Below are 16,470 nucleotides of genomic sequence, written 5' to 3'. Positions count from 1 at the left end.
TTAAAGATATTCTTCAATACTATAAGATAAAAGCCATCTAATAAAAACGAATATTTAAGGAGAGAGGCTTTATTTTACGAAGTTTTAGTGCAATTGACTACAATTAACTCATTGTTACTATTTGTTGTGAAAAATAGATAAGAATCTCCACCATCTTTAAGCTTTGTTTCGACTCTTATTTGTGCCACGGTTTTAGGGAAGTTTCGTGTGGTGATATTTGCTTTTAAAATAGTTAATTTTTTTTTCAATTTCTTTTTATTGTAAGGATAAACCTCTTCTATTTTAAATGTCCTTCCAGGGAAATTAAGTATTAATTCTTCGGATGTATATAAATGTGAATGTTGATGTAGTTTTTTAACATCATACTGATTTGTTATTTCATTAAATCCGCCTGACTTTAAAATTGCAGCATTAGGTTCGTATAGATAATTAGCTGGTAAAGAGTATGTTGTTTTGTGTTCTTTTGCGAATTTAAAATCAAAGCACTGAACACTGTTTTTCAGTGCGTTATGTGTTTTTATCTCTATTTTAGCTTTAGTATCTTTTTTTAGTAGGAAAAGTAATTCTTTTACTTCATTATTTACAGCAACAATATGAATTTCTTTTACAAATTTTAACTCATTTAATGTTGCTGTTATATCTAACATTGGTGAGTTTTTAATTAAGATAGTATCTGATTTTGTAAATAGAAAATCAATATTTTCAGGTACATTAGGTAAGCAATCTTTTAATAAAAACACCTTTCCTTTTATGTCGCTTCTACGAGAAGGATCAATATAAATACAATCGAATTTTTCGGTTGTTTTTTTTAGGAAATCTAATCCGTTATCAGCAACTGTTTGAACGTTTTTAATCGATAATTGATTGTAGTTATAAGTTACAATTTCTGATAATTCTTCATTGATTTCTGCGTGTGTAACTTTATCAAATATTTTAGAAAAATAAAAAGCATCAACTCCAAAACCTCCTGTTATGTCAATTAAGTTTTTACCAGAAACTAAGCTCGCTTTATATTTAGCACTTACTTCAGAAGATGTTTGTTCAATACTAATTTTTACTGGATAATAGATGTTCTTTGTAGCAAACCAATGTGGTAATTTGTTCTTAGATTTTTGTTTACCAATAATTTGATTTGATAATTCCTGTATTGATATATTCTCAAACGGACTTCCTTTCAAAATCAGCTTTGTGATATCAGAATTCAAGTTTATATTAATAAATTCTTGGACCTTTTTATCTAAAATATTGGTATTCAATAGCTTTGTTTTTTGAATAACAAAATTATGATATTTTTATCGATTTTATAAGGTAAATACAGCCTAGTATCCATTTTTATTTTTACTTTTATAATCTAAAATAGAAATAAATATGAATAGAATTATTTTATCTGTGATCGTTTTTTTAACGTCACTTGCTGTTAATGCACAGTTTTATGTATCTGCAAGTAATGGTTACTCTTTTGAGGCTGCAGGAGTACAATTTGGAACTAAAACAACTACTAGTGGTGTAGAGAATACTTATGGTAGTTATGGTGAAGGTTCACATTTTCAATTAAGAACAGGTTATTTTTTTAATAAGAGCTGGGGTATTGAAGTTGCTGGAGGTTATTTGAATGGAGCAGACCAATCTATGTTACTTGTTGATGTTCCTAATCAGCCGTTTGTAGATGTAAAAGCTAGAGGTAGAGCTTTTGGATTATCTGTTTCTACTGTTTACAATATCACTGAAAACTTTTATGGTAGAGCTGGTATTTTAACAAAGGTTGGTGGTAAAACAGAACTAGTTGGAAAAGTTAGAGCAGAATTGCCTGCTGCTATCTTAAACCCGGCTGCCCCTGCAGGAGCAACTGTACCTTTAAATATGGATTTTACTAGAGATTTTAAAGGTAAATTTCCTATCGGGTTTATTGGAGCTATAGGTTATAAGCATGCAATAACAAAAAATTTAGAGTTGTTTGGAGAAGTTGAATACTTAGGTATTAGTGTAACTAGAGATGTTTCTGAGATTGGAGATTTTACTGCTACTATAGCAGGACAACCTGCTACAAGAGCACAGTTATTACAAACAGTAGGAGGAAACCCTGCTTTATTACAAAGTTTTGGAACTCTTCTTCCATTAATTAATGATAAAATTTCTTACGAAGATTCGTTAACTTTAGCGGAGTATGCAGATGCTCAAACAAATCCTTTAGCAAGAAAGCAATTGGCAGAAAATGCGCCATATTCTTCTTGGGGATTAAACATTGGTATCACATATATTTTCGGAAAAAGAAAATAAGAAAATGTATTTCTTTAAAAAAAAGAGTGACTGAAAAGTCACTCTTTTTTGCTTATAATAACTATTTGTTTCTATTTTTAAACTCCCTTTTTTTTCTACTGAACGCTATGTAACTAAGAAGGTTTCTTTTTTTTGTAATTCAATCTTGTTAATTAGTAGTTAATCCGTTCATTTTCTTAAAAACAAATCAGTTTTACATTTATGAATATAATTTCTCCTTAAAATTGGTAAATTATAATTTTAAGAATTTATTTTTTCTAAGATAATTTTTTGATACTATAATTACACTGCTTTTTGATTGATTAATTTTTGAATTCCTTTCGCTAATTCATCGGCAGCTTTCGGATTGTTTCTAAACCATAATTCGGGCTCTATGAGCTCTAATTCTGCAAGCGCTAAGTTATTATTGTTATCTGTAAAAACATCAACCCTGGCGTAAATAGGAAGCTCATTACATGCTTTTATGGCTTTTTCAGCAAAGTTAATTTCTGGTTGCGTAGGAGTGTAGTTGTGTACAGAACCTCCAAAATCATCTTGAACTCTAAAATCTCCTTTTTTAGCAATTTTTAAAACAGCATGTGTAAATTTACCGTTTATTAGGATTAATGAAATTTCACCTTTTTTAACGATGTTATGTTGAAAGGGCTGTAATATTAACGCTTCTTTAGCTATTAGTTTCTTAAAAATAGTTTCATGGTCAGGAGTATTTTGAGGATTTATTCGGTAAGTATGTCTTCCACCACCAGAAACACAAGGTTTTAATACAAACTCATTAAGCTGATGTTTTGTAGCTAATTCTTGTAAACTACTTTTTTCTGTAGTTTCAACAAAGTAAGATTCGCAAATAGGAACTTCTTTTTTCTGTAAATCTTGTAAATAATGTTTATCAATATTCCAACGAATTATAGCTTCTGAATTTAGTAAAATGGTTTGTTTAGAAACGTTGTTTAACCATTTAGAAAACTCATCATATCGATCAAAATAATCCCAGGTAGTTCTAAATAAAATATATTTAGTTGTAGACCAATTAAAAGTAGCGTCATACCAAGAAAGACGACCAACTTTTAAGCCTATTTTTTCTAAAGCAACTTTTACATAGTTGTCTTCATCCAATACATTTTTTGAATAAATATCAACTTTTGTAGGATTTAAATACCTGCTTTCTGTAAGGATTATAACATCATAAATTTTCATGGAGGAAATTTACAATAATTTATGATGTTATTTTATTGTTTATAGTATAATCACCTAAATTATATGCTTTATTTGCTATAAAATAACTGCGTAAAATAATAGTTGTTCTTAGTATCTTTTTTAATTCCGATACCGGTGTGCGTGTAATCACCTTCAATATTTTCTCTATGACCAGGGCTGTTTAACCAACCTGTAACAACTTCTTGGGCATTTCTTTGACGCGAAGCAACATTTTCTCCGAATGCAACGGCATTCACAACTTTTCTAACTTCAATGAATCTTGCATCAAAGTTATCGTGACTTATCTTGTTTTCATCAATCATATATTGCGTATGCTCTAAGGCTATTTCTGCTATCTGATCATTAAAAGTAAGTGTGTTTTTACCAATACTACTTCTGTGTTCATTTATTAATTTATGAACTTCTTGAGTAATTGTATTGTTTTCGGTAATATCAATATCGCTCATAGAACTTTCACTACAAGAAATAAATATTAAGGAAGAAAATAAAATTAAAAGATATTTTTTTGAATACATGTTTTGGGGGATTAAGGTTTTAGAAAATTAAAGGACAAACTTACTGTTTATTTTGTTGATAATAATCTAACACATGTTTAGGAATTTCAACGCCTTCTTTTAATTTATCGTCAGAAATAGGAAATTCAGCAATTTGTTTTATAGGTACTACGCCTGCCCAAATTGGCAAGTCGTAATCCTCAGGTTCATCAACTACACCAGTATCTCTAACTTTTGCAGAGGCGGTTTCGATAGTAAATTCTAACACTAAAGTTCTATCTAATTCTTTTTGATGCATTGGTCTTATTGAGTCCCATTGGTTTGGTACCATTTGATCTACAATCCACTTTAAAATCTGCGTTTTTTCAGCATCTTTTTCAATTTTATTTAAGCTTCCGAAAAGGGTTACCGAACGATAATTTACAGAATGATGTAAGCCAGAACGCGCCAAAACTAATCCGTCTAAATGCATAACTGTTATTGATGTTTTTCCGCTTTCTAATATCGATAATAACATTCTGTTCGCAGTTGAACCATGAATATAAATTTTATCATCTCTTCTGGTATATGCCATCGGAATTGTAATAGGATTACCATCATAAATGTAGCCAACATAGCATAAAAAACCTGCATCTAAAATAGTATTAATCTTTTCTACATCATAGGTTGCTCTGTTTGCTCCGCGCTTTACTCTATTTAATTTTGATTGTTCGTATTCCATGTTAAATTTCTTTTGATAAAACGTAATTATCGTATTCTTTTCCGTTTACATTAAAGTTTAATTCTCCAATGTTTTTAAACTCATTTCTATTGTAAAACCGAATACCTCTTTCATTTTTAATATATACAGAAAGCCATATTACAGTAGCATTTTTTTCTTTGACTTTATCAATAATAAAATCTAAAAAGGGTTGCCCGATTTTTAAGGGTAAAAACTGATTTAAAATATAAATTCTTTCTAATCTTGCGCTACTATTCCCTGTTTTGTCTTCAAACGGATAATTTAATACCACTTTAGAAAAACCAACAGGTAAATCATCAACATAAGCGATATGAAACAGATTATTTTTGTCTTCTAATTCTTCTATTATTTTTTTGATAGAAAAAGCATTCGCACAATAAGCTAATAAATCATTTTTATCGTCTATAAAGTGACCATGAGACTCTGTATAAGTAATTCTACCTAATAAGGCTATAACTTCAGTATCTGAAGTTGTTGCTAATTTAAACGTAATCATCAATTATCTATTTTCAGGTTTTATCTCTCTAAATTTATCAGCATTAAATTTCGCTTTTTCTAAATCTTTTGGATCATATATTCTTTTTGTTGAAATAGGATACTTTGCTATCATTTCTGATGTTCTTATAGGACGCTCTACAAAATTACCAGCACAACTAGGACATACATTTTCGAATATCTCTATAGCGCATGTTTTGCAATAAGTACACTCGAAAGAGCAAATCATGGCTTCATTAGAATTGCTAGGTAAATCTTTATTGCAGTGCTCGCAATTAGGTCTTATTTCTAACATTATAAATAGCGTTCTTTAATAATATCAATATGCCAAACACTGTGCCCTAATAAAATAAAAGCACACGCTCTTGCAGATACAGGTGAGTTACTAGCGGTTCCTAAATTGATTAAATTTTCATCAGAAATACTATTAATTAAATTCATAGAATACATACGTGAAACAGTAAACTCTTCCAATAATTCATCCATAGATTTATCGTTTGCTCCTGATGGATCTATATAAATATCTTGATCGAATCCAGCCATAGCCGTAGTGTCTTTTCTTGCAATTCGTAAAAAACGGTACATAAAGATGCGTTCGGTATCAATAATATGTTGTAAAAGCTCTTTGATTGTCCATTTTTCAGGTTGATAGCGGTATTCTAATTTATCTTTAGGTACAGATGAAAAAAAATCGATTACCATTTTCTTGTCTTCTTCAAAACCTGTCATTAAATCTATCGAATCTGCTACTTTATCTAAATATCTTTTGTAATACGCATCATGTTCATTCGATTGTATGTTTTGTTTTGTCATTTTTTTAATGTTTTATTGTTCAAAAATAATATATTTATGGATTGTTATAATCATCCAGAAAAGATATAATAAGTAGTCCAGATGTTTCCGTATAAAACCAGTTTTAAGATAGATAGAAAAGGTTCTCAATCTTTGTACTTACAATTGTCTAATCAGTTTATTCAATTGATAAAAGAACAAAAATTAAAACCTAAAACCAAACTTCCAGGAAGTAGAAGTTTAGCGGAGTTGTTAAACGTGCATAGAAAAACGGTTGTTGCTTGTTATGAGGAGTTAATGTTACAGGGTTGGGTAGAAAGTATTGCTAAAAAAGGAACTTTTGTGCATAGTAATTTACCTTTATTGCAACAAACAGCGTTTTCTAAATTAGGTTTTAATGCTGAAGAAACACAAACTAGTTTTTCTTTCTACAAAAATAATGCGTTTCAAAATTTCTCTAAAAAGAAAGATGAAGCTATGCTATCTCTTAATGACGGTGTTTCTGACGGGAGATTAACACCAATAGATGAAATTGTAAGAGCTTATAGAAGAATTGCAGCTAAAAAAAATGTGTACAAACATTTGGGGTATAACTCAGTTTACGGAAGTGATAAATTAAGAGAAGTTTTAGTTACTTATTTAAATGAAACAAGAGGATTACAAATAGCCAAAGAGCATATTTTAATAACTCGCGGAAGTCAGATGGGAATTTGGTTATCATCTCAATTATTATTAAAAGAGCAAGATATTATTGTAGTTGGAGAAACAAATTATGCTTCTGCGAATGCTACTTTTTCTGGTCAGAAAGCTACGGTAATAACTATTTTGGTTGATGAAAACGGAATTATAACCGATGAGATTGAAACTATTTGTAAAAAGCAACAAATTAAAGCGGTATATGTAACTTCTCATCATCATCATCCAACAACGGTAACATTATCTGCTGAAAGAAGAATTCATTTATTAAATCTCTCAAAACAATATAATTTTGCAATTATTGAAGATGATTATGACTATGATTTTAACTACAATCATGCGCCAATTTTGCCTTTAAAAAGTCACGATGTAAATAAAAACGTAATTTATATTGGTTCGGTTTGTAAAACGGTGGCGCCTGTTTTTAGAGTTGGTTACTTAATAGCGTCTAAGGAGTTTGTAGATGAAGCTGCAAATCGCAGAAAAATAGTGGATAGGCAAGGAGATGAGTTGTTAGAATTAACATTTGCTGATTTTATAAAATCGGGTGATTTAGATAGACATATTAGAAAAGTAATGAAAGTTTATAAGCAGCGAAGAGACTTGTTTTGTTACTTGTTATACAAAGAATTAGGTGGCTTTTTTAAGTTTGAGAAACCAAAAGGAGGGATGGCTGTTTGGGTAATTTTAAATCAAAAATATTCGTGGAAACAAGTTACAAAAGAGGCTTTAAAACACCAATTAGAAATTGGCGATTATTCTCGCTATGAAGCTGTAAATACAAATCACAATGCGATTAGAATTGGTTTTGCAAGTTATAATGAAGAAGAGATTTACGAATTAATTGCTAAATTAAAAACAACAATGTTAGCGCTTAAAAACTAGCTTTTATCATTCGGTCGTTACCAGAAAAATCCTTTTTTAGTTCAATGTTATTAAAACCTTTGTCTTTTAACATTTTTACGGTTTCTTTTCCTAAATATTGATTGATTTCAAAAAATAATAGTCCGTTTTCTGATAAATGAAGCTTTGCTAAATCGGCTATTTTATCATAGAATATTAACGGATTATTGTCATCAACAAATAAAGCTAAATGTGGTTCGTTTTCTAAAACATTATTTTTAATCTCTGCTTTTTCTAATTCACGAACATACGGCGGATTGGAAACAATAATATCTAATTTTACGTCAATCTGAGAAGTGTGCGACGAAGTAATCTCATTCTTAGTAAAAGATTGCTTCATTTTATTCGCAATAACATTTAAGTTTTCAGTCTTTAAAATATCAACTTCAAAAAAATCAATTTCAACTGAATTTAGTTTCGCATTTTCTTTAGCAGTAATTAAAGCTTCTTTAGATACATCAATCGCTGAAATTATTGCATTTGATAACTGCTGTTTTAATGAAATAGGAATACAACCAGTTCCGGTTCCAATATCTAACAGGGTTAAAGATTTCTCGACTGCGCTCGAAGTGACATTCAAAGATTTTGCAACATTTTTGCTTTCCAACTTTGTAACTTCATTGATAATCCATTCTACCAATTCTTCGGTTTCTGGTCTTGGAATTAAAGTGTTTTTATTCACTAAAAAAGGCAATCCGTAAAATTCGGTATTTCCTAGTATATACTGAATAGGCTCTTCCTTTTGTAATCTTTTTATCGCTTTATTAAAAAATGCTAAAACATCCGAAGGAATATTAAAATCTGCTTTTAAAACGGAATCAATTCGTTGAAATCCCAATTTTTCTTCAATCAATAAAAAGAAAAAAGAAGTTATTTCTGTTTCCGGATATATTGCTGATAATTCTTCTGTAAAATATGTTTTGAATTCTTTTAAAATCATTTTTAAGCCTTAATTAAATCTTTTAACATCCAAACATTACAAGAAAAATGACCTGTATTTCCCATAGGAGCCTCTAAATTAACAAATCCGTTTTTGGCATACAAAGCTCTTGCAGCATCCATATAAGGCATGGTTTCTAAATAACATTGCTTATATTTTTCTTCTTTTGCTTTAGATAAACAATAATTAATTAGCTTGCTTCCTAAACCTTTTCCTCTTGCTATTGGCAAAAAATACATTTTTTGTAGTTCACAAATAGTCTCTTCAAAATCAGGTAAACCAGCAAAACCAACACCGCCAACTATTTTATTTTGATGTTCTATTACAAAATAAGCTGTTTTTTCTTTTTGATACGTTTCAAACATCTCATCAGTTGCTTTATCTTCATAAGCGGTACCAACTTTAGGTGCGCCAAATTCAGTTAAAACAGTTCTAATAACGCTCGCTATTTGTTGATTGTCACTAGGTTTAATTTCTCGGATAATAAAATCAGAAGGAGTCATAGGAATACCTTATTTTTGCTTTGCAAATTACCTAAAAAAATAAGAATCGAGATGAAGAAATTGGGGTTTTTTATAGTTGTTTTATTTATTGTGAGTTGTTCTATAAAAGAGAAACCAATATTTATAAAAATAGATAATATTAAAATTTTATCTATTTCTTCAGATACAATTCGATTACAAGCGAAAGCTTTCTTTAAAAACCCCAATGATATTGGTGGAAAAATAGCAACAGACGAAATTAAAGTAATCGTAAATGGCGAAGAAGTGGCTCAGGTTTCATCTGATGAGTTTGAAGTTCCTGCTCGCAACGAATTTAATATTCCGTTGCAAGTTGTAATTCCTGCTAAAAAGATATTTGGAGATACTAAAAACGGAATTTTAGGAGGTTTGATTAATTCAATTTTAAATAAAAGTGTAAAAGTGCAGTTTAAGGGAGACTTACGTTATACCATATTTGGTTTTTCAGATGTATATCCGATTGATAAAACGGAAGATATTAAAATAAAATTCTAGTTTTTTTGAAGCACGAAAATTACATACAACGTTGTTTACAATTAGCCAAAAATGGTATTGGTACTGCACGTCCAAATCCGTCAGTTGGAGCTGTTATCGTTTATAATGATAAAATTATAGGTGAAGGATATACAAGTGCTTATGGTGGTAATCATGCAGAAGTAAATGCCATAAATTCGGTTGTAAATAAAGAGTTATTAAAAGAAGCAACTATTTACGTAACGTTAGAGCCTTGTGCGCATTTTGGTAAAACACCGCCTTGTGCCGATTTAATCGTAAAACATAAAATACCCAATGTTGTAATTGGTTGTGTTGATACAAATAGTTTGGTTGCCGGTAAAGGAATTGAGCGTTTAAAAAAAGCAGGAATCAATGTAATTGTTGGTGTTTTAGAAGCAGAATGCAAACAACATCATAAACGTTTTTTTACTGTTCAGAATAAAAAACGACCTTATATAATATTAAAATGGGCCGAAACTTCGGATGGTTTTGTGGCGCCGTTTCGTCATTACGAGCAAAGCGAAGTAACCTCTAAATCGATAAAGAGATTGCCTCAGCAAAAAAACTTGCTTCACAATGACGCTAAACCAGTTTGGATTTCTAACGAATACTCAAAACAGCTAGTTCATAAATGGCGAAGTGAAGAACATGCTATTTTAGTTGGTACAAATACTGTAATTGCAGACAATCCGTCATTAACAGTACGCAGTTGGTCGGGAAATAATCCGATTCGAATTGTAATAGATAAAAACTTACGAATCCCTAAAAATGCCACAGTATTCGATGAGAAAGTAAAAACGATTGTTTTAACGAATAACGAAAATATTCGTCATTGCGAACAGGCTGAAGCAATCTCATACGAACACTTAGATTTTTCATCCCGCGTAGCGGAACAAATATGTGATGTATTGCAAAAGCACAATATTCAATCTGTAATTATTGAAGGAGGCACACAAACACTACAAACTTTTATTAATGCGCATCTTTGGGATGAAGCAAAAGTATTTATAGGAAAGACAACCTTTAAAAGTGGAGTAGTAGCTCCGGTTTTAAAAGGAGAATTAAAGAAAGAGGAAAACATCGAAGGCGATGTATTAAAGACATATATAAATGATTAAAAACATAATTTTCGATTTTGGTGATATCTTTATCAATTTAGATAAAGAAGCAACTTATAAAGAATTAGCAAAACTGGGCGTAACCAATATTTCTGAAGACATGATTGTAACTTATCATAAATATGAAATGGGTTTAATTTCTACGGATGAGTTTGTTAATTTTTATAAAACTAAATTTCCGCAGTTAAGTCGTGAAAGTTTAGTGAATGCTTGGAATGCTATTTTATTAGATTTTCCGAAACGCAGATTAGCTTTTTTAAAAGAATTAGCAGGGTCTAATAAATACAGGTTATTTTTATTAAGTAATACAAACGATTTACATATATCTTGGATTCAGAATAATTGGGGAACTGAATTGTATAATGAATTTAAAAGCTGCTTTGAGCAGTTTTATTTATCGCATGAAATAAACTTCAGGAAACCAAACGCAAATATTTATGAATTTGTATTGAGTGAAAATAACTTAAAAGCATCAGAAACTATTTTTGTAGATGACTTAAAAGAAAATACTGAGGCAGCTAAAGAATTAGGAATGCAAGTTTGGAATTTAATTCCGGGAAAAGAAGATGTGGTTGATTTATTAAAAAGAAAAGAATTTTTAGTTTGATTTATTTAGTTTTAAGCGTTTTAGTTTCTAGTTTAATATTTGTAATTTTTAAACTGTTTGATGTTTTTAAAATAAACACTTCACAAGCCATTGTTGTAAATTATATTATTGCATTGTCTTTTGGATTGTTTACATCAAATGTTCCTTTGTCAATTACACAAATACCCCAACAACCTTGGTTTTTAGGTGCTTTTTGTTTAGGGTTTTTATTTATTGCAATATTTAATGTGATGGGAATCACGGCTCAAAAAAACGGACTTTCTGTTGCTTCGGTAGCAGGTAAAATGTCGGTAGTTATACCTATTGTAGCTGGCGTTTTTATGTATAACGAAAGTGTTGGTATTATAAAATTTATCGGAATATTAATGGCGTTAGTCGCTGTTTATTTATCTTCTGCTAAAAGTGATATTTCTCCTGTAAAATTTAAGAATTTAATATACCCCTTATTATTATTTATAGGCTCGGGAACTATTGATGCTGGTTTAAAATATACTGAAACTACTTATGTATCAGAAGGAGCAGTGCCAATGTTTTTAGCCACTATTTTTGGTTGTGCATTTTTATTGGGCTGTCTTTTTATGATTGTACAAATCATAAAAGGGAATTTTAAATTTCAATGGAAAAATATTTTAGGCGGAATTGTTTTAGGAATTCCAAATTATTACTCGATGGAATTTTTATTAAAAGCATTACAAACCGAAGGATTAGAAAGTTCAACCTTATTCACTATAAACAATGTTTCTATAGTTATTTTAACCACTGTTTTTGCATTGGTTTTCTTTAAAGAAAAATTGATCAAAAAAATTGGATAGGAATAGGATTGGCTGTAATTAGTATTTTATTAGTAGCTTCGGCGTAATGATTGAGATAAAAGACACCTACAAAACGATTGATGTTGCTTCTGAAGAAACATTATTTAAAGACAGAAATAGTAAGTTTTTTGGCTATGCTTTTCCTGTTTTTACAGAAAACGATGTTAAAGAAGCTATAGAAAGTTTAAAAAAGAAACACCATTCGGCACGCCATTTTTGTTATGCTTGGCAATTCGGCACAGAAACAATTCGTTTTAGAGCCAATGATGATGGTGAACCTAGTAATTCTGCCGGAATGCCTATTTACGGACAAATACAAGCTTTTGATGTTACCAATATTTTAATTGTTTCTGTACGTTATTTCGGTGGTACAAAATTAGGAGTAGGAGGTTTGATAAATGCTTATAGAACTTCAGCTCAGTTAGCTTTAGAGATTTCCAATATCAAAGAAAAAACCATAGATATTCAGTATCAATTAACTTTTGATTACGATATGATGAATAAGGTACAACGCGTGGTTAAAGAACGAAATCTAAATATTATAGCTCAAACATTAGAAATGGATTGCCAATACACTATTTCTGTTCGTAAAAAAGAGGCACAAATGATATTCGATATTTTTGATAACCTTTTTAAGGTTACAATTAAAGAATTGTAGTTACATATAAATCACCATAATTTAAAATGCAAATAACCAAACTTACTACTAACAGTGTATTACCGCTTACGTGTTCTCGATCGGGAACTTGTTGTTTTGGTAAAGATGTAATGCTTAATCCTTGGGAATTATTTTGTTTTAGTAAAGAAAAGAAAACGACTCCGAAAGAGTTTAGAGATTTACATACTAAATTTGGCGGAATTCAACTGCTTTTTAATGGTAAGCAAGATAAAAAAGGTCAACATGCGTGTAGTTTATATTTAGATAATGCTGGATGTAGCGTTCACGAAGGTCGTCCATTGGCTTGTCGTTTATATCCGCTAGGTCGCCAGGTGCAATTTGATAAAGCAGCATATATTTATGAAGGAAAGCAATTTCCTTGTCTAAAGGACTGTGCTGAAGTTTTAGATTTACCAAAATTGAGTGTTGGTGATTATCTTAAAGGTCAAAAAGCTGATAAATTTGAAAAAGCTTTAGATGAATATTTAATAGTGATGCAAAATATTGCTGATATTGGCTTCGAATTACTTTTAGATACTGGTTTAGCTGTGTCTGGAGACACTAAAACACTAGCTTTATGGAGAGAAACAGGAATCGAAACACATGAATTATCAGCAAATAGAATAGGTGAGGAGTGGTTAGATTGTTTAATGGTGCCTGAAATAACTATTGATACTGAAAATCCTATATCATTCGCAAAAAAACACAATGAATTATTACTTCAAAAAGCACAAGAAGAATTTGGTGCTATACAAACATTAGAAGAACTTCATAAAGCATCCGTTCTACTAATTGCAGTAGCATTGCATTTATCTAGAGGTTTAGGAGCTGATACTAAAGGGATTTCTGAACATTGGATAGAAATAGCAAAAAGTCATGGAGCTAAAGAATAGACTTACTTTACATTACCTATTTATAAAATGTATAACTGAATAAAATACAGTTTGATTCTTATCATAAAATCTTATAACTTGGCATTCTAACAATATCTGAAATAAAATAAGAGATATTTAAATAATGAACGTGTGTATTTAGAAAAAGAATACGATTATATTATTATTGGTAGTGGTTTTGGTGGTTCGGTAAGTGCTTTACGATTATCAGAAAAAGGATATAAGGTTTTAGTGGTTGAAAAAGGAAAATGGTTTAAAGCTAAAGATTTCCCTAAAACAAACTGGAATTTCAAAAAGTGGCTTTGGATGCCAAGGTTACGTTTCTTCGGTATCATGAAATTATCCATTTTTAAACATGTAGCAATACTTTCTGGTACTGGTGTTGGTGGTGGTTCTTTGGTCTATGCCAATACACTACCTGTTCCTAAATCAACTTTTTTTAAAACCGGTAGTTGGAGTAACTTAAAAGATTGGGAAACTGAATTAGCACCTTATTATAAAGAAGCATTGCGAATGCTTGGAGCAGCAAAAAACCCGCAATTCTTTGATGGAGATATAGGTCTTAAAAAAGTAGCCGAAAAATTAGGGATGGAGGATAAGTTTGACGCTCCGGATGTTGCTGTGTATTTTGGCGAAGAAAATGTAACTAAAGAAGATCCTTATTTTAATGGTAAAGGTCCAGAAAGAACAGGATGTAATTTCTGTGGTGCTTGTATGACAGGTTGTAGAAATAATTCTAAAAATACTTTAGATAAAAACTACTTGTACCTAGCTCAAAAATTGGGTGCAGAAATCATAGCAGAAAACGAAGTTTATGATGTTATTCCTGCAACTTTAAGTGATGGAAATACAGGTTATGAAGTAGCTATAAAAACTAGTACTAAATTATTTACTAAAAAAAGAAAAATTAAAAGTAAAGGTGTGATTTTTTCAGGCGGAGTGATGGGGACAGTTAAACTTTTACTAAAATTAAAAATGAATTCATTACCTAATATTTCTGACAGGTTAGGTCAAGATATAAGAACAAATAACGAAACTTTGGTAAGTGTTTCTAGTCTCGAAAAAGACAAGAATTATTCAAAAGGAGTAGCAATCGGTAGTATTTTAGATACTGATGAGAATTCTCACCTAGAAATTGTTAGATATGCAGAAGGTTCTAATGCATGGAAGTTTTTGCATTTACCATATGTTACAAACACAAATGTTTTTGCTCGTATCGCTATGATATTTGTGTCTTTAGTAAAATCGCCTATTAAATATTTTAAAATTTATTTTGCTAATAGCTGGGCAAAGAAAACGGTGGTACTGCTTTTTATGCAAACTTTAGATAGTACGCTTCGATTTAAAAGAAATATTTTTGGTTTCATGACTTCAACAGTAAGCACAGGTAAAAAGCCAACTCCGTTTATTAAGGAGTCTCGCAAGTTGGTAGAAGAATATAGCAAGGCTGTAAATGGCGTAAGCACTTCGTTTGCCTTAGAAACCTTGGCAGGAATTCCGTCAACAGCACATGTTTTGGGAGGTGCGGTAATGAGCGAAAATCCGTCAGAAGGTGTTATCAATAAAAATAATCAAGTTTTTGGTTATAATGATCTTTATATTATTGATGGATCTATGATTTCAGCAAATCCGGGAGTGAATCCATCATTGTCAATTACAGCAATAGCTGAGCATGCAATGGATCAAATTCCGAAAAAATAAATTTTAATTAAAAAACCGGGCTAACATCCAAATTTACGTAATGAAATACTTTATCAAAATTATTAAAATTGCTTTAACTTTTATTTTATTGATTGTTATAGGAATAATCTTTTTATATGGGCATAGAGATATACCTTTAAATGAATTGAAAGAAAAATATGCAAACGAAGCTTCTTCGTTTATTTCTGTAAACGGAATGGATGTCCATTACCGTGATGAAGGAAATAAAAATGATTCAATTCCAATTTTACTTATTCACGGTACAGGATCAAGTTTACACACTTTTGATGCTTGGACGGATACTTTAAAGAAAACAAAAAGAGTATTAAGAATGGATCTTCCTGCGTACGGATTAACAGGACCATTTCCTGATCGTAATTATTCGATGACCAATTACACTAATTTTGTAGCTAGCTTTTTAAAAAAGTTAGCTATTGAAAAATGTATTATAGCAGGTAATTCTTTAGGCGGACAAATAGCTTGGAATTTTGCGGTAAAAGAACCATCGATGGTGTCAAAGTTAATTTTAATTGATGCTGCAGGATATCCTATGGAATCTAAAAGTGTTCCTGTTGCTTTTAAAATAGCTCAAACACCTGTTCTTAGCAAGCTACTTACGTATATAACGCCTCGTTTTGTAGTGAAATCGAGTGTAGAGAATGTGTATTATGATACATCTAAAGTAACCGATTCTTTAGTAGATCGCTATTTTGACCTTACCTTAAGAGAAGGGAATCGTCAGGCTTTTGTAGATCGTTTTAATATGAAATCACCTGCAAGTTCGTATGCTAAAATTAAAACAATCAAGCAACCAACATTGATACTTTGGGGAGCAGAAGATTTTTTAATTCCTTTAAAAAATGCGTATCAATTTCAAAAAGACTTACCTAATAATAGTTTAGTAATCTTAAAAGAAGTTGGGCATACTCCTATGGAAGAAAGTCCTACAGAAAGTTTAACGTCTGTATTGAATTTTATAAACGAGTAGTAATATTTCTTAGTCAACTTACTTAAAACCAAAACCTTTATAGGTTATTTAAATAAAACTTCGTAAATTTGCACTCCTTTTTACAATAACAGATTTATAAAAGGAACGAGAAAATAAAATTTA

At 30.6% G+C, this 16,470-nt stretch carries 19 protein-coding genes; 10 read left to right on the top strand and 9 right to left on the bottom strand.

Features of this window, described 5'->3' with window-relative positions:
* Positions 1-74: 74 nt before the first annotated feature.
* Positions 75-1,256 carry a THUMP-like domain-containing protein gene (locus RRF68_RS03085; RefSeq protein WP_315944968.1) on the bottom strand — a complete coding sequence of 394 codons (1,182 nt, stop codon included), beginning with the start codon at positions 1,254-1,256 and terminating at the stop codon, positions 75-77.
* A 112-nt stretch (positions 1,257-1,368) separates the two neighbouring features.
* On the opposite strand from RRF68_RS03085, the gene RRF68_RS03080 reads away from it, so the two are divergent.
* On the top strand, positions 1,369-2,277 hold the full coding sequence (locus RRF68_RS03080) for an outer membrane beta-barrel protein (RefSeq protein ID WP_275315621.1): 909 nt from the start codon (positions 1,369-1,371) through the stop codon (positions 2,275-2,277).
* 282 nt (positions 2,278-2,559) lie between these two features.
* On the opposite strand, the gene RRF68_RS03075 is transcribed toward RRF68_RS03080, so the two are convergent.
* The 6 genes from RRF68_RS03075 to RRF68_RS03050 all read right to left on the bottom strand — a co-directional run bounded on the left by RRF68_RS03075 (position 2,560) and on the right by RRF68_RS03050 (position 6,036).
* Complete coding sequence (locus RRF68_RS03075; protein WP_315944967.1) at positions 2,560-3,471, bottom strand: hypothetical protein; 912 nt, start codon at positions 3,469-3,471, stop codon at positions 2,560-2,562.
* Positions 3,472-3,539: 68 nt separating this feature from the next.
* Entirely contained in the window at positions 3,540-4,007 is a 468-nt protein-coding gene (locus RRF68_RS03070; protein WP_315944966.1) for a CAP domain-containing protein, read from the bottom strand.
* A 40-nt stretch (positions 4,008-4,047) separates the two neighbouring features.
* Positions 4,048-4,707 carry a pyridoxamine 5'-phosphate oxidase family protein gene (locus RRF68_RS03065; RefSeq protein ID WP_315944965.1) on the bottom strand — a complete coding sequence of 220 codons (660 nt, stop codon included), beginning with the start codon at positions 4,705-4,707 and terminating at the stop codon, positions 4,048-4,050.
* Position 4,708: 1 nt separating this feature from the next.
* A complete protein-coding gene (locus tag RRF68_RS03060; RefSeq protein WP_315944964.1) occupies positions 4,709-5,224 on the bottom strand; it encodes a GNAT family N-acetyltransferase in 516 nt (171 codons plus the stop codon).
* Between the two features lie 3 nt (positions 5,225-5,227).
* Positions 5,228-5,518, bottom strand: a complete 291-nt coding sequence (locus RRF68_RS03055; protein ID WP_315944963.1) for a DUF1272 domain-containing protein — start codon at positions 5,516-5,518, stop codon at positions 5,228-5,230.
* Positions 5,518-6,036, bottom strand: a complete 519-nt coding sequence (locus RRF68_RS03050; protein ID WP_315944962.1) for a DinB family protein — start codon at positions 6,034-6,036, stop codon at positions 5,518-5,520. The genes RRF68_RS03055 and RRF68_RS03050 overlap by 1 nt, the downstream gene beginning before the upstream one ends.
* Positions 6,037-6,117: 81 nt before the next feature.
* On the opposite strand from RRF68_RS03050, the gene RRF68_RS03045 reads away from it, so the two are divergent.
* Entirely contained in the window at positions 6,118-7,596 is a 1,479-nt protein-coding gene (locus tag RRF68_RS03045; RefSeq protein ID WP_315944961.1) for a PLP-dependent aminotransferase family protein, read from the top strand.
* Here RRF68_RS03045 and prmC read toward each other — a convergent pair.
* Complete coding sequence (prmC, locus tag RRF68_RS03040; protein WP_315944960.1) at positions 7,586-8,554, bottom strand: peptide chain release factor N(5)-glutamine methyltransferase; 969 nt, start codon at positions 8,552-8,554, stop codon at positions 7,586-7,588. The two genes, RRF68_RS03045 and prmC, sit on opposite strands and share 11 nt — an antisense overlap.
* Before the next feature lie 2 nt (positions 8,555-8,556).
* A complete protein-coding gene (locus tag RRF68_RS03035; RefSeq protein WP_218772484.1) occupies positions 8,557-9,057 on the bottom strand; it encodes a GNAT family N-acetyltransferase in 501 nt (166 codons plus the stop codon).
* A gap of 51 nt (positions 9,058-9,108) precedes the next feature.
* Between RRF68_RS03035 and RRF68_RS03030 the strand changes: the two genes are divergently transcribed.
* From RRF68_RS03030 to RRF68_RS02995, 8 genes are all read left to right on the top strand, one after another.
* Positions 9,109-9,570: an LEA type 2 family protein gene (locus RRF68_RS03030; RefSeq protein ID WP_315944959.1), complete on the top strand. Its 462-nt coding sequence runs from the start codon at positions 9,109-9,111 to the stop codon at positions 9,568-9,570.
* Between the two features lie 5 nt (positions 9,571-9,575).
* Positions 9,576-10,688: a bifunctional diaminohydroxyphosphoribosylaminopyrimidine deaminase/5-amino-6-(5-phosphoribosylamino)uracil reductase RibD gene (gene ribD / locus RRF68_RS03025; protein ID WP_315944958.1), complete on the top strand. Its 1,113-nt coding sequence runs from the start codon at positions 9,576-9,578 to the stop codon at positions 10,686-10,688.
* Positions 10,681-11,295 carry an HAD-IA family hydrolase gene (locus RRF68_RS03020; RefSeq protein ID WP_315944957.1) on the top strand — a complete coding sequence of 205 codons (615 nt, stop codon included), beginning with the start codon at positions 10,681-10,683 and terminating at the stop codon, positions 11,293-11,295. Before ribD ends, RRF68_RS03020 begins: the two co-directional genes overlap by 8 nt.
* A complete protein-coding gene (locus RRF68_RS03015; protein WP_315944956.1) occupies positions 11,292-12,107 on the top strand; it encodes an EamA/RhaT family transporter in 816 nt (271 codons plus the stop codon). Before RRF68_RS03020 ends, RRF68_RS03015 begins: the two co-directional genes overlap by 4 nt.
* Before the next feature lie 46 nt (positions 12,108-12,153).
* Positions 12,154-12,765 (top strand): YigZ family protein, encoded by a 612-nt coding sequence (locus tag RRF68_RS03010; protein ID WP_315944955.1) that lies wholly within the window; start codon positions 12,154-12,156, stop codon positions 12,763-12,765.
* A gap of 26 nt (positions 12,766-12,791) precedes the next feature.
* On the top strand, positions 12,792-13,658 hold the full coding sequence (locus RRF68_RS03005) for a YkgJ family cysteine cluster protein (RefSeq protein ID WP_315944954.1): 867 nt from the start codon (positions 12,792-12,794) through the stop codon (positions 13,656-13,658).
* Between the two features lie 132 nt (positions 13,659-13,790).
* Positions 13,791-15,359, top strand: coding sequence for a GMC oxidoreductase (locus tag RRF68_RS03000; protein WP_315944953.1), 1,569 nt, complete (start codon positions 13,791-13,793; stop codon positions 15,357-15,359).
* A gap of 40 nt (positions 15,360-15,399) precedes the next feature.
* A complete protein-coding gene (locus tag RRF68_RS02995) occupies positions 15,400-16,347 on the top strand; it encodes an alpha/beta hydrolase (RefSeq protein WP_315944952.1) in 948 nt (315 codons plus the stop codon).
* The last annotated feature ends 123 nt before the right edge of the window (positions 16,348-16,470 follow it).

The sequence above is a fragment of the Tenacibaculum sp. HL-MS23 genome (genome assembly GCF_032463465.1).
Classification (GTDB): Bacteria; Bacteroidota; Bacteroidia; order Flavobacteriales; family Flavobacteriaceae; genus Polaribacter; species Polaribacter bernardetii.
This window is presented reverse-complemented; position numbering and strand designations above follow the sequence as displayed.

What these genes read in the sequence shown, in the direction of transcription:
- RRF68_RS03080 (WP_275315621.1), top strand. Translation starts at nt 1,369, where the DNA reads ATGAATAGAATTATTTTATCTGTGATCGTTTTTTTAACGTCACTTGCT.
- RRF68_RS03075 (WP_315944967.1), bottom strand. Translation starts at nt 3,471, where the DNA reads ATGAAAATTTATGATGTTATAATCCTTACAGAAAGCAGGTATTTAAAT.
- RRF68_RS03070 (WP_315944966.1), bottom strand. Translation starts at nt 4,007, where the DNA reads ATGTATTCAAAAAAATATCTTTTAATTTTATTTTCTTCCTTAATATTT.
- RRF68_RS03065 (WP_315944965.1), bottom strand. Translation starts at nt 4,707, where the DNA reads ATGGAATACGAACAATCAAAATTAAATAGAGTAAAGCGCGGAGCAAAC.
- RRF68_RS03060 (WP_315944964.1), bottom strand. Translation starts at nt 5,224, where the DNA reads ATGATTACGTTTAAATTAGCAACAACTTCAGATACTGAAGTTATAGCC.
- RRF68_RS03055 (WP_315944963.1), bottom strand. Translation starts at nt 5,518, where the DNA reads ATGTTAGAAATAAGACCTAATTGCGAGCACTGCAATAAAGATTTACCT.
- RRF68_RS03050 (WP_315944962.1), bottom strand. Translation starts at nt 6,036, where the DNA reads ATGACAAAACAAAACATACAATCGAATGAACATGATGCGTATTACAAA.
- RRF68_RS03045 (WP_315944961.1), top strand. Translation starts at nt 6,118, where the DNA reads ATGTTTCCGTATAAAACCAGTTTTAAGATAGATAGAAAAGGTTCTCAA.
- prmC (WP_315944960.1), bottom strand. Translation starts at nt 8,554, where the DNA reads ATGATTTTAAAAGAATTCAAAACATATTTTACAGAAGAATTATCAGCA.
- RRF68_RS03035 (WP_218772484.1), bottom strand. Translation starts at nt 9,057, where the DNA reads ATGACTCCTTCTGATTTTATTATCCGAGAAATTAAACCTAGTGACAAT.
- RRF68_RS03030 (WP_315944959.1), top strand. Translation starts at nt 9,109, where the DNA reads ATGAAGAAATTGGGGTTTTTTATAGTTGTTTTATTTATTGTGAGTTGT.
- RRF68_RS03020 (WP_315944957.1), top strand. Translation starts at nt 10,681, where the DNA reads ATGATTAAAAACATAATTTTCGATTTTGGTGATATCTTTATCAATTTA.
- RRF68_RS03010 (WP_315944955.1), top strand. Translation starts at nt 12,154, where the DNA reads ATGATTGAGATAAAAGACACCTACAAAACGATTGATGTTGCTTCTGAA.
- RRF68_RS03005 (WP_315944954.1), top strand. Translation starts at nt 12,792, where the DNA reads ATGCAAATAACCAAACTTACTACTAACAGTGTATTACCGCTTACGTGT.
- RRF68_RS02995 (WP_315944952.1), top strand. Translation starts at nt 15,400, where the DNA reads ATGAAATACTTTATCAAAATTATTAAAATTGCTTTAACTTTTATTTTA.